The sequence below is a fragment of the Streptomyces oceani genome, from assembly GCF_001751245.1.
GTDB lineage: Bacteria > Actinomycetota > Actinomycetes > Streptomycetales > Streptomycetaceae > Streptomyces > Streptomyces oceani.
Genome location: NZ_LJGU01000121.1, coordinates 23,591 through 36,312 on the forward strand (window position 1 = coordinate 23,591; position 12,722 = coordinate 36,312).

The 12,722-nt window shown below is 69.6% G+C and carries 11 protein-coding genes; 9 read left to right on the top strand and 2 right to left on the bottom strand.

Going from position 1 to position 12,722, the window contains the following annotated elements; genetic code table 11:
- The first annotated feature begins 24 nt into the window (after positions 1 to 24).
- From AN216_RS11915 to AN216_RS11925, 3 genes are all read left to right on the top strand, one after another.
- Positions 25 to 1,563: a site-2 protease family protein gene (locus AN216_RS11915; RefSeq protein ID WP_079166506.1), complete on the top strand. Its 1,539-nt coding sequence runs from the start codon at positions 25 to 27 to the stop codon at positions 1,561 to 1,563.
- 64 nt (positions 1,564 to 1,627) lie between these two features.
- Positions 1,628 to 2,521 (top strand): tRNA (adenine-N1)-methyltransferase, encoded by an 894-nt coding sequence (locus AN216_RS11920; protein ID WP_070196636.1) that lies wholly within the window; start codon positions 1,628 to 1,630, stop codon positions 2,519 to 2,521.
- A 255-nt stretch (positions 2,522 to 2,776) separates the two neighbouring features.
- Positions 2,777 to 3,352 carry a hypothetical protein gene (locus AN216_RS11925; protein ID WP_070196637.1) on the top strand — a complete coding sequence of 192 codons (576 nt, stop codon included), beginning with the start codon at positions 2,777 to 2,779 and terminating at the stop codon, positions 3,350 to 3,352.
- A 307-nt stretch (positions 3,353 to 3,659) separates the two neighbouring features.
- Here the strand turns inward: AN216_RS11925 and AN216_RS11930 are convergent, their stop codons facing one another.
- Positions 3,660 to 3,947, bottom strand: a complete 288-nt coding sequence (locus AN216_RS11930) for a ferredoxin (protein ID WP_070196638.1) — start codon at positions 3,945 to 3,947, stop codon at positions 3,660 to 3,662.
- Between the two features lie 244 nt (positions 3,948 to 4,191).
- Here AN216_RS11930 and arc point away from each other — a divergent pair, with 244 nt between their 5' ends.
- From arc to prcA, 5 genes are all read left to right on the top strand, one after another.
- A complete protein-coding gene (gene arc / locus AN216_RS11935; RefSeq protein WP_070196639.1) occupies positions 4,192 to 5,958 on the top strand; it encodes a proteasome ATPase in 1,767 nt (588 codons plus the stop codon).
- A gap of 285 nt (positions 5,959 to 6,243) precedes the next feature.
- Positions 6,244 to 7,755 (top strand): depupylase/deamidase Dop, encoded by a 1,512-nt coding sequence (gene dop, locus AN216_RS11940; RefSeq protein WP_070196640.1) that lies wholly within the window; start codon positions 6,244 to 6,246, stop codon positions 7,753 to 7,755.
- A 148-nt stretch (positions 7,756 to 7,903) separates the two neighbouring features.
- The gene (locus tag AN216_RS11945; RefSeq protein ID WP_070196641.1) at positions 7,904 to 8,119 is read left to right on the top strand and encodes a ubiquitin-like protein Pup; all 216 of its coding nucleotides are present in this window, start codon (positions 7,904 to 7,906) and stop codon (positions 8,117 to 8,119) included.
- Positions 8,120 to 8,410: 291 nt separating this feature from the next.
- Entirely contained in the window at positions 8,411 to 9,256 is an 846-nt protein-coding gene (prcB, locus tag AN216_RS11950; protein ID WP_070196642.1) for a proteasome subunit beta, read from the top strand.
- 57 nt (positions 9,257 to 9,313) lie between these two features.
- Entirely contained in the window at positions 9,314 to 10,084 is a 771-nt protein-coding gene (gene prcA, locus AN216_RS11955; RefSeq protein ID WP_070196643.1) for a proteasome subunit alpha, read from the top strand.
- Positions 10,085 to 10,256: 172 nt separating this feature from the next.
- On the opposite strand, the gene AN216_RS11960 is transcribed toward prcA, so the two are convergent.
- The gene (locus AN216_RS11960; protein WP_070196644.1) at positions 10,257 to 11,327 is read right to left on the bottom strand and encodes a LacI family DNA-binding transcriptional regulator; all 1,071 of its coding nucleotides are present in this window, start codon (positions 11,325 to 11,327) and stop codon (positions 10,257 to 10,259) included.
- 123 nt (positions 11,328 to 11,450) lie between these two features.
- Between AN216_RS11960 and AN216_RS11965 the strand changes: the two genes are divergently transcribed.
- A complete protein-coding gene (locus AN216_RS11965) occupies positions 11,451 to 12,722 on the top strand; it encodes an MFS transporter (RefSeq protein WP_070196645.1) in 1,272 nt (423 codons plus the stop codon).

A 12,722-nucleotide genomic window follows, 5' to 3' on the forward strand; every position in this document is an offset into this window, starting at 1 on the left:
CGACGGCAGACGTCCTCGCACGGCATGATCGTGATTGCAGCGGTGTGCGAGGGCAGCGGCAGAGAGGAACCCGTGGCGGACACGGACAACGGCGACCGACCGCCCAGCGGACCCGGCGGCCAGGACGGCGCAGGCAGCAAGGGCGGCGAGGACCGCCCCGAGCGGGGCAGGCCGGACACCCGACTCGACACGCCCGAACCGAGCGGTGACGAGCCAGCCGGGGCGTACGGCGAGGACAGCGGGGACCGGGCCGGCCAGAGCCGCGACGACAGTGCGCGTGACGACGGCGACGGTCTCGGTGACCGTACCGAGGCGGAAGCCGCGGACCGGGCGTCGGCCGAGGGGCGTACGCACCAGACGACCCAGACGACCCGGAGTGGTTCGGCCGAGGGTGGTACGAAGAGCCGTGGATGGCAGCTGAGCAGTGGTGGGATCCTCATGGGCCGCCCCTTCGGGGTGCCGGTGTACGTCGCGCCCAGCTGGTTCCTGGTGGCGGCCCTCATCACCTGGGTGTTCGGCGGTCAGCTGGATCGCGTGCTGCCGGAGTTGGGCGGCGCACGGTATCTGATCGCCCTTTTCTTCGCGGTCGCCTTCTACGCCTCGGTGCTGGTCCACGAACTCGCCCACACGGTCGCCGCGCTGCGCTTCAACCTCCCGGTGCGGCGTATCCAACTGCAGTTCTTCGGTGGCGTCTCGGAGATCGAGAAGGAATCCGAGACGCCGGGCCGTGAGTTCGTCCTCGCCTTCGTCGGCCCACTGCTCTCCCTGGTGCTGGCCGGAGTCTTCTACGGTGGCATGCAGCTGGTCGAGCCGGGCACCGTGCCCGGCGTGCTGCTGGCCGGCCTGATGATCTCCAACCTCATCGTCGCCGTGTTCAACCTGCTGCCCGGGCTGCCGCTGGACGGCGGACGGATGCTGCGGGCGGTCGTGTGGAAGCTCAGCGGCAGGCCCATGACCGGCACCGTGGCCGCGGCTTGGACGGGTCGGGCGCTGGCGATCGTGGTGCTGATCGGGTTCCCCCTCGCCACCCACGCCGGTGGCTTCACCGACGAGGGTGTCGGTGGTGTGGACACGCTCACGGACGCCCTGCTCGCCGCCATCCTCGCCGCGATCATCTGGACCGGCGCGGGGAACGCCCTGCGGATGGCACGGCTGCGCGAGCGACTCCCGGATCTGCGAGCACGTACGCTCACTCGCCGTGCCGTGCCGGTGGAATCGGCAACGCCGCTCTCCGAGGCGCTGCGCCGTGCGAACGAGGCCGGCGCCCGTGCGCTGGTGGTCGTCGACGCGCGGGGTGAGCCGCTTTCGCTCGTACGGGAGGCGGCGATCGTCGGAGTGCCCGAGCACCGTCGTCCCTGGGTGGCGGTGAGCACGCTGGCGCAGGAGCTCAAGGCGGGAATGCGGGTGCCGGCCGAGCTGGCGGGGGAGGAGCTGCTGGACCACCTCCGGGCCGAGCCGGCGACCGAGTACCTGGTGGTCGAGGAGACCGGCGAGATCTACGGCGTGCTGTCCACGGGGGATGTGGAGAAGGCGTTCGTCGCCGCGATGGGCAAGCCGTCCTGACCTCTCGGCCGTGTGGTGGGGGCCGCGGGACGAACCACGTACGGTGACCGGATAGTCTGGGACCATGTGCGAACCGACCGGTGCAGCCCGCCGTCGTGGGCTTTTCAGAGTCGGGGACCAGGTCCAGCTCACCGACCCCAAGGGACGCCACCACACGTTCACGCTCGAAGCTGGGAAGAGCTTCCACACCCACAAGGGTGCCTTCCCGCACGACGAGCTGATCGGCGCGCCCGAGGGCAGTGTCGTCCGTACCACGGGCAATGTCGCGTATCTCGCGCTGCGTCCCCTGCTCCCCGACTACGTCCTTTCCATGCCACGAGGCGCCGCCGTCGTCTATCCCAAGGACGCGGGTCAAGTGCTGGCCATGGCGGACATCTTCCCCGGGGCGCGCGTCGTGGAGGCGGGCGTGGGTTCGGGTTCGCTCAGCACCTTCCTGCTGCGCGCCGTCGGCGACCACGGGATGCTGCACTCCTACGAGCGTCGGGCCGACTTCGCCGAGATCGCCCAGCAGAACGTCGAGCGCTATTTCGGGGAGCCGCACCCCGCCTGGACGCTCACCGTCGGTGACCTTCAGGACAACCTCGCGGAAACCGACGTCGACCGCGTCATCCTGGACATGCTCGCGCCCTGGGAGTGCCTGGAGGCCGTCTCCAAGGCGCTGGTGCCCGGCGGCATCCTGTGCGCGTACGTCGCCACAACCACCCAGCTGGCGCGGGCCGTCGAAGCCCTACGGGAGCACGGCACCTTCAACGAGCCGCAGGCCTGGGAGACGATGGTGCGGAACTGGCACGTCGAGGGGCTGGCGGTGCGCCCCGACCACCGCATGATCGGGCACACCGGTTTCCTGCTCACCGCACGTCGCCTCGCGGACGGGGTGGAGCCGCCACTGCGTCGGCGACGTCCGTCGAAGGGTGCCTACGGCGCGGACTACACGGGCCCCGGCAGCGGCTCCAAGTAGGCGCAGGTGCGGCGCCGGGCCGGGGAGTTGGGCTCCGGCACCGTCGGCCGGGGGTTTCGGGACCGCCGCTTCCGGCCGCTGGTGCCGATGCCCGTCAACGTACGCGACGTCGCGCCGTGTTGCGGGCAGCTGCCACCCTCGGTGTGACCGCGGGGCGGGGCCGGAGCCCGTAAGGGACCCGGCCGTGCCACCTCGATGTGATCTGTGGCACGATGCGGGGCACCTCGTCACCGTGTTCCACAGGAGACCTCCCGCGTGCAACTCTCGGCAGGACCCGACTTCCCACACGCTCGTGGCCGGGTCGTGCCCTGGCTCGCCACCGCGGCGGCCCTCGCGGCCGTGCTGGGGCTGGCCGCGGCCGTACAGCCGCAGGACGCACAGGCGGGGTCGTCCGACGCCGCACCCGCCGGTCCGGACTCGTCGGCGGCCCGCTACCCCCTCGAGTGTCCCGGGACTTCCGGGCAGGGCGTCCGGGTGCTGGACGAGGGAGCGGCCGACTTCGACGGTGACGGTCGTGCCGAGACCGTCGCGCTGGTCCGCTGCGCGAGCGGGAACGGCGCCCCGCCGCACGGCATCTTCGTGCTCGCCCACCCCGCGGAGCCGGCGGAGCCACCACGAGTGGTCGAGACCCTGCTTCCCGCCTCCGAGGGCATGACCACGGAGGATTTCACGGTGGGCGAACGCACGGCCGGCACCGTACGCGCGACGCTGCACGGCTACTCGTCCCCCGACGTGCCCCGCTGCTGCCCGGACCGGCAGCGCGAGGTGAAGTGGGAGTGGCGCGAAGGGAAGTTCGTACTCGTGCCCGCTCCCGTCGCGGGCAGCGTCTAAGGCCGCATCGTCCGCTTCTCTGCGGGCCCGCGGGCCGTGGCAAGCGCATCTGCCGCGCTGTCCTCGTCGTGGCACGCGGTGCCGCCGCGCTCTCCTTCTCCGCCTCGCAGCCGCGCGTCCCAGACCTCACTCCCCGATCCGTGGAGATCCAAACGACACGCCTTACCAGTATGGCCGGTTGGCCGCGCCAGCGGCGGGCCCCCGGCGCTCAGTCAGTACGACAGCCGGTCCGTGCGGCGGCTGCCCCGCACGGCGCCCCGTCGGTGGGACCGGGCGCCGTGCGGATGGGCCGCCCGGGCCGTGTTGGCTACTCCGCGTCCGGACCGTGGACCTCCACACGGTCGGACACACGCCGTACGTGGATGCAGTCGCCGGGACACTCCTTCGCGGAGTCCACGACGTCCTGCAGGAGTGGCAACGGCACCGGCGTGGTGGCCCCCTCCTGCTGAAGCAGCTCGTCCTCGGCGCTCTTGACGTACGCGAGACCGTCGATGTCCAGCTCGAAAACCTCGGGTGCGTACTGCGCGCAGATGCCGTCGCCGGTGCAAAGGTCCTGATCGATCCAGACCTCGAGAGCTTCGTTGCCGGTGCTCATCCTGTTGCCTGCCGTTTCCGCGGTTGAGTCGAAACAAGGGCACCCTGGAAGGGTGTTGACCCGTTCGACGATACAGCCGGCCTGCTTTCCGATGCTGATCGGTGGGTATTCCCCTCAGGTGAGGGGAGCGCGCAAGGGTGAAGATCGGACGTACGCGACCGTCTTTGTGATCTAGGGGTTTCAACCCGCACCGGCCCAGGTAGGGTCAGGAAGCGTCCAGCTCCCCCTGGAGGAGGTGAGGACCGTGGCAGCCCACGACGACGACATCAACCGCGGCATCCAGCCGGACCGGGATTCCGAAGACCCGGACGGTCAGGTCGCCTATCTCGAGCAGGAAATCGCCGTCCTGCGCCGCAAGCTCGCCGACTCTCCGCGACACACTCGGATTCTCGAGGAGCGGATCGTCGAGCTGCAGAACAATCTGGCTGGCGTGTCCGCGCAGAACGAGCGGCTCACGGGCACCCTCCGTGAGGCCCGGGACCAGATTGTGGCCCTGAAGGAGGAGGTCGACCGGCTGGCCCAGCCACCAGCCGGCTTCGGCGCCTTCCTGCAGGCGAACGAGGACGACACCGCCGACATCTTCACCAACGGCCGCAAGATGCGGGTGAACGTCAGCCCCAGTGTCGAGCTCGGATCGCTTCGACGGGGACAAGAAGTCATGCTCAACGAAGCGCTCAACGTGGTCGAGGCCATGGAGTTCGAGCGCGCCGGCGACATCGTCACCCTCAAGGAGGTCCTGGAGGACGGCGAGCGCGCCCTGGTGGTGGGGCACACTGACGAGGAGCGGGTCGTACGCCTCGCGGAGCCGCTGCTGGAGGCCACTCTGCGGGCCGGGGACGCGTTGCTGCTCGAGTCCCGCTCCGGCTACGTCTACGAGGTCGTGCCCAAGAGCGAGGTCGAGGAACTCGTCCTCGAAGAGGTGCCGGACATCGACTACGCCAAGATCGGCGGTCTCGGCGGTCAGATCGAACTCATCCGGGACGCGGTGGAACTGCCGTATCTCTTCCCCGATGTCTTCCAGGAGCACGAACTCCGCCCGCCCAAGGGGGTTTTGCTCTACGGCCCGCCCGGCTGCGGCAAGACGCTGATCGCCAAGGCCGTGGCCAACTCCCTTGCCAAGAAGGTCGCCGAGGTCACCGGGAAGCCCCAGGGGAAGAGCTACTTCCTCAATATCAAGGGCCCGGAGCTGCTCAACAAGTACGTCGGTGAGACCGAGCGGCACATTCGCCTGGTTTTCCAGCGGGCCAGGGAGAAGGCCAGCGAGGGCACGCCCGTCATCGTGTTCTTCGACGAGATGGACTCGCTGTTCCGCACCCGTGGTTCCGGCGTCAGCTCGGACGTGGAGAACACCATCGTTCCGCAGTTGCTCTCCGAGATCGACGGTGTGGAGGGTCTGGAGAACGTCATCGTCATCGGGGCGTCGAACCGCGAGGACATGATCGACCCGGCCATCCTGCGCCCCGGCCGCCTCGATGTGAAGATCAAGATCGAGCGTCCGGACGCCGAGGCGGCCCGGGACATCTTCACGAAGTACCTCACTCCGGTGCTGCCGCTGCACACCGACGACCTCGCTGAGCACAACGGTGACCCGAAGGCCACCGTCGCGGGCATGATCCAGTCGGTTGTCGAGCAGATGTACGCTGAATCGGAGGAGAACCGGTTCCTGGAGGTCACCTACGCCAACGGTGACAAGGAAGTCCTCTACTTCAAGGACTTCAACTCCGGGGCGATGATCCAGAACATCGTCGACCGGGCGAAGAAGATGGCCATCAAGGCGTTCCTCGAGCAGAACCAGAAGGGTCTGCGGGTTTCCCACCTGCTCGCCGCCTGCGTGGACGAGTTCAAGGAGAACGAGGACCTGCCGAACACCACCAATCCCGACGACTGGGCCCGCATCTCCGGCAAGAAGGGCGAACGGATCGTGTTCATCCGCACGCTCGTCACCGGGAAGCAGGGCGCGGACACCGGGCGCTCCATCGACACGGTGGCCAACACCGGTCAGTATCTGTGAAAAGTCCGGGCCGGCTGCGGGCACCCTGCGGGGCGCCCGCAGCCGGACTGTTTCCCCAGCGTTTCCAGCCAGTTCCGGAAGGAAACCCACAGTGATCCTGCCAGTTGGGCGCACACCTCGAGAGGCCCCTTCGACGCACGGCGCCGACGCCTGTCGGCAACCACCCGGGCCGGCCCGCGGTCGCCCGGTGGCGGGTGGCCCACGGGGAGCTCTCGCGCACCACCTGGCACCACGTCGGAGCGGCAGTGGGCTCACAGCGGATCACGGTCGGGCAAGGAGGACGGCATGACCGTACGCCGAGTAATGGGCATTGAGACGGAGTACGGCGTCTCCGTCCCCGGCCATCCCAACGCCAACGCGATGCTCATCTCCTCCCAGGTGGTCAACGCCTACGCCGCCGCGATGCACCGGGCCCGGCGCGCGCGGTGGGACTTCGAGGAGGAGAATCCGCTACGCGACGCCCGCGGCTTCGACCTCGCACGGGACGCGGCGGACTCCAGCCAGCTCACCGACGAGGACATCGGGCTGGCCAACGTCATCCTCACCAACGGCGCGCGGCTGTACGTGGATCACGCGCACCCCGAGTACAGCGCCCCCGAGGTGACGAACCCGCTCGACGCGGTCCGCTGGGACAAGGCGGGCGAGCACGTCATGGCCCAGGCCGCGCAGCGGGCCGCCGAGGTGCCCGGTGCTCAGCCGATCCATCTCTACAAGAACAACACCGACAACAAGGGCGCCTCCTATGGCACGCACGAGAACTACCTCATGCGGCGGCAGACGCCGTTCTCGGACGTCGTGCGGCACCTGACGCCGTTCTTCGTCTCCCGGCAGGTCGTGTGCGGCGCCGGCCGGGTGGGCCTGGGGCAGGACGGCGGTGAGGACGGTTTTCAGCTCAGCCAGCGGGCCGACTACTTCGAGGTCGAGGTCGGGCTGGAGACCACGCTGAAGCGTCCGATCATCAACACCCGGGACGAACCGCACGCCGACGCGGAGAAGTACCGTCGGCTGCACGTCATCGTCGGTGACGCGAACCTCTCCGAGGTCTCGACCTACCTCAAGCTCGGCACCACGGCACTCGTGCTGTCCATGATCGAGGACGGCTTCATCGCCGTGGACCTGGCGGTCGACCAGCCCGTCCAAACCCTTCACCAGGTCTCGCACGACCCCTCGCTGAAGCAGTTGGTCACGCTGCGTAGCGGGCGGAAGCTGACCGGAGTACAGCTCCAGATGGAGTACTGCGAGCTGGCCCGCAAGTACGTCGAGGAGCGGTGGGGGGCGGACGCGGACGAGCAGACGACGGACGTGCTGGCCAGGTGGGAGGACGTACTGGTCAGGCTGGAGCAGGACCCGATGAGTCTGTCCGGGGAGCTGGACTGGGTGGCCAAACGGGAGCTGATGGAGGGCTATCGCCGCCGGGACGGCATCGGCTGGGACTCCTCCCGTCTGCACCTGGTGGATCTGCAGTACGCCGACGTGCGCCCTGACAAGGGTCTCTACAACCGTCTCGCGGCCCGCGGCAAGATGCAGCGGCTGCTGGACGACGAAGCCGTACGCGGGGCCGTGACCAAGCCTCCGGAGGACACTCGCGCCTATTTCCGCGGGCGGTGCCTCGAGCAGTACGCCGATCACGTGGCAGCCGCTTCCTGGGATTCCGTGATCTTCGATCTGCCGGACCGTGACTCGCTTCAACGGGTGCCCACGCTGGAGCCGCTGCGTGGCACGCGTGACCACGTGAAGGAACTACTGGACAACTGCCGTACGGCGGAGGAGCTCGTACGGCTGTTGTCCGGAAGCTGATCGTCGAGCGGCGGCTAAGCGGTCCGGATTCGGGAATGATCGAGGTGGCTTTCGGGCTTGAGGGAAGTGCAGGGCCGATGTCGGTCCCGCCTTGTAGGGTCTGATCTTGTACGTCTCGCGTACGACCGAACCGAGCGGGGTGAGGGAAATGGCGACCAGGGACAGCGGCGGACAGCAGAAGGCGACCCGCCAAACCGAGGAGACCGAGGAACAGTCCGAGGAAACACAGGCTTCCGAGGACCTCAAGGAGCGCCAGGAGGCCCTGTCCGAGGACGTGGACTCCGTCCTCGACGAAATCGACGACGTGCTCGAGGAGAACGCCGAGGATTTCGTGCGTTCCTTCGTCCAGAAGGGCGGACAGTAGTCATCCCGCCCGCACCTCCGGGACCATCGGCACACCACCCCCGCCGGGTGGCCGTGGCGTGCTCCGGGCTCCCGGAGGAGGCTTTGCTCGGACGGCGGTCGGGCGTGCCCCCGGGCGCGCCCGACGCGCCACCGCCGGAGTCACGTCCCCTGGCGCCGGAGCGGGGTTCGTACGCCCGTCGAAGCGCGCGCGGCTCGGCGGTACGCTCGCGGTCAGCGCAACGCGCCGCACACCACTGCGAGATGACCCGGATACGATGCGCCGGGCCAGCTCCTATTCGGAAGGAAACGTGTGGAAGCCGAAACTCGTAGCACCGGGTGTCTACCCGCTGCCTTCCTGACGCCGGGCTCCTCGTCCTTCATGGACTTCCTGTCCACCCACGCACCGGAGCGTCTCCCGAGCAGTCGGCCGCTGCCGCCCGTTCAGGGGGCCGTGGAGGCGCCGCACGGCACGACGATCGTGGCGGCCTCGTATCCGGGTGGTGTGGTGCTGGCGGGGGATCGCCGCGCGACGATGGGCCACGCCATCGCCCAGCGGGACGTCGAGAAGGTCTTTCCCGCGGACGAGTACTCCGCGGTCGGTATCGCCGGGACCGCCGGGCTCGCGGTGGAGATGGTGAAGCTGTTCCAACTGGAGTTGGAGCACTTCGAGAAGGTCGAGGGGTCGCAGCTCTCGCTGGAGGGCAAGGCGAACCGGCTCTCCACCATGATCCGGGGGAATCTGGGCATGGCGCTTCAGGGCCTGGCCGTCGTGCCGATCTTCGCGGGATACGACGTGGACCGGGAGAAGGGGCGCATCTTCTCGTACGACGTCACGGGTGGCCGTTCCGAGGAGTTCGGCTTCACGGCGGTCGGCTCCGGCTCGGTGTTCGCCCGTGGCGCGCTCAAGAAGCTGTTCCGGGAGGACATGACGGAGCAGCAGGCCGCGACCGTGACCGTACAGGCGCTGTACGACGCGGCGGACGACGATTCGGCCACCGGCGGTCCGGACATGGCCCGCAACATCTATCCCATTGTGGCGGTCATCGGTGAGAGCGGCTTCCGGCGTCTTCCGGAAGCCGAGGTCTCCGAGGTGGTCCGGGCGGTGTACGAGGGTCGTCTCCAGCAGCCCAACGGACCGCAAGCACCGCCCCTTTAGGGGTCGCACACCTGTCAGGCCGTTCAGTCGTAGGAAAACAGGAAGGGACGGGAGCCGGTGTCGACGCCGTTCTATGTCTCACCCCAGCAGGCCATGGCGGACCGCGCGGAGTACGCCCGCAAGGGCATCGCGCGTGGACGGAGCGTGGTCGTGCTGCAGTACACCGACGGCATCGTGTTCGTCGCTGAGAACCCCTCCCGGGCGCTGCACAAGGTCAGCGAGATCTATGACCGGATCGCCTTCGCGGCGGTCGGCAAGTACAACGAGTTCGAGAACCTCCGGATCGGCGGGGTGCGTTACGCCGATCTGCGCGGCTACACCTATGACCGGGAGGACGTGACCGCGCGCGGCCTGGCGAACGTCTACGCCCAGACCCTGGGCACGATCTTCTCGAGCGCGGCGGAGAAGCCGTACGAGGTGGAGCTGATCGTGGCCGAGGTAGGCGCCGGCCCCGAGGACGACCAGATCTATCGGCTGCCCCACGACGGCTCCATCGTGGACGAGCACGGCTCGGTCGCGGTCGGCGGCAACTCCGACCAGATCTCCACCTATCTGGACCAGCGCCACCGGGACGCCATGTCGCTCGGGGAGGCCCTCGGGCTTGCCGTCGAGTCGCTCTCCCGGGACAACAACGGCGGTGAACGCAGCCTCACGGCCGAGCAGCTCGAGGTCGCGGTGCTGGACCGTAACCGGCCGCAGGAACGGAAGTTCAAGCGGGTGTTGGGGAGTCAACTGACGCGGTTGCTGGAGGAGCACGGTCCGGCGTCCTCATCCGGCTCGGAGAGCGGCGGCAAGGACACCGACTCGGACGCGGACAGCACCGACTGACCGACCGGCGAGAAGTCCCGTCGCTCCCCGGGCGGTTGGCTCGAACGTGTGCGATGACGGTTCGTGCGCGGACCGGGACCGGCGCCTCGTCGCGGCGCAGGGGCTTGCGTGGATGCGGCGCGACGCCTGCTTCCCCGTACGCGCGGCCTCGGGGCAGCGGCGTGGCCGGTCCTCAGCCGGTTTCCGCTCCCGGGGACCGCTGCCCGGCGGCCGGCCCGGTCGAGCCGCGTCGCGCCAGCGCGACCGGGAGAAGCGCGGTGTCCGGCTGCCGCCCTTCCAACACACCGATCAGTGCCCGCATACCGGTGGCGCCGACCTCCTCGGCAGGCAGCCGGACCGTGGTCAGCTCCGGCTCCAGCGCGGTCGCCAGGTCCAGGTCGTCGAAGCCGGTGACCGAGACGTCCTGTGGGATGCGGTAGCCGTGCCGGCGGGCCGCCTTGCACGCTCCCGCCGCCAGCAGGTCGTCATCGCAGACCAGGGCGCTGGGTCGTGGGTCCGTGGCGAGCGCCCGGGTCGCGGCGCGCAGCCCGCCGGCGACGGTGAGCGCGGACCGTTCCGTGCACACCAGCGAGGCGGAGGTGCCCGCCAGGGCCTGGGCCAGTGCCCGGGCGCGGTGGTGAAAGGTCCAGGAACCCACTGAGGCGGAGACATGGGCGATACGCCGATGCCCGAGCGCGAGGAGATGCTCGGCGACCCGTCGCATCCCGTCCGCGATGTCCGGATTCACGGTCGCTGCGGCCCGCGTGCCGGCCGGGTCGCTGTCCAGCATCACCAGCGGTAGGTCGCCGTGCAGTGCGGCCAGTGCCTCCGGAGCCATCGAGGACGCGATCACCCCGTCCAGGGTGGCCGGCGTGGACTCGAAGGGGTCGGGAGCGGGGGCGATGCCCTCGGGTGAGGGATAGAGCACGAGCCCCAGGTCGTGTTCCCTGGCCACTCGTGCGGCACCGGCGTGCACCCGGGAGAAGAAGTCGTTGCTGAGCGCCGGCACGACGAGCAGCGCCGTACGCGTACGACCGAGGCGCAGATGGCGCGCGGCGAGATTGGGCCGGTAGCGCAGGTCCTCCGCCGCCGCGCGCACCGTCTCCGCCGTACGGCTCGACACCCGGCCCTGCCACTTACCACCCAGCACGAGGGACACGGTCGCCTGCGAGACGCCGGCGTGCCGAGCGACGTCCCGGCCGGTGGGGCGCGCCGGAGTCGATGGGTCGGCCGCCTGCCCGGTGTGCTGTCTCGCGCTGGCCACGCGCGGCTCCTTGTCCTCGGGTGGATTCCACTGGACCCCTGTATTGCCGCCATGGTACGTATGGCCCCGAAGGAGTTATACGTAAAACTTCCCTGTGGGGGACCCCGCGAGAAGGAGTGACGAATGGCGACCGGCTATGCCGAACTGCTGCGTGCCAGATACGCCGTGCGGCTGCTCTGCGGCACGCTGATCGGCAGACTGCCGAACGCCACCGCTCCCTTGGCCATCGTGCTGTTCGTGCGCGCCGAGGGTGGCTCGTACACCCTGGCGGGCGTGCTCTCCGCGGTGTACGGGCTGGCCACCGCGCTCGGCCAGCCCCTGCTGGGGCGCTGTGTGGACCTGTTCGGTCAGCCGCGGGTGATGTTCCCCTCGGCTGTGCTCTCGGCGCTCGGCATGACGGTGTTCGCCATCGGGGGGATCGACTCGGCGGTGTTCGCGGGGCTGGCCGTGTTCGTCGCCGGGGTGTGCACGCCGCCGCTGGAAGGCGGACTGCGTGCGCTCTGGCCCGGCGTGCTGCGGCGTCAGGACCGGGTGCACGCGGCGTACGCCCTGGACGCGGTGGCCCAGGAGGTGATGTTCGCCGTCGGGCCGCTGCTGGTGACTCTGCTGGTGGCGTACGGGAACGAGGCGGCGGCGTTGTACGTCATCAACGCGCTCGGCGTGCTCGGTGCCCTGTCGGTCGTGATCTCCGAGCCCTCCCGTCGCTGGCGGTCCGAACCTCGCGAGGGGCACTGGCTGGGCGCGTTGCGCTCCGGCGGACTGCTGGCCCTGCTCGGCGCGTTCTTCTTCGTGGGAGCCGCGCTGGGCAGTATCGCGGTCGCGGCGGTGGCCTACGCGGACGCCCATGGCGACAGCCTGATCTCCACCTACCTCCTCTCCGCGCTGGGTGCCGGTGCGCTGGTGGGCGGTGTGGTCTACGGCGCCCGGCCGTGGTCCGGTCCCGCCGAGCCGAGACTGCGGGCGCTGGTCACGGCGCTGGCGGCGGGCTACGTACCCCTCGTACTGACGCCGGGGCCGGTGGCGATGACGGTCCTGGCCGGTGTCGCGGGGGTCTTCCTGGCGCCCGCACTGGCGTGTGCGTTCGTGGTGGTGGATCGGCACGCGCCGAGGGGCACGGTCACCGAGGCGTTCTCCTGGCTCGTGACCACCTTCGGGGTCGGGACCGCCGCGGGGACTGCTGTGGTCGGGCCGGTCGTCGAACGGGGCGGAACCGCGGCGGGGTTCTCCGTCGCCGCCCTCGGCGGTTTGGCGGCGCTGTTGGTGCTGTTGGCGACGCGGCGTGTGCTGGACGTGCCGCGCGCGGGCCGTACGGCGACGTCCGCGCCGGTCGCGGGGGCGCAAAATGATCGGGACGCGGTGGGCGATCCCGGTTTCAGATCAGGGCATCAGGCGTAA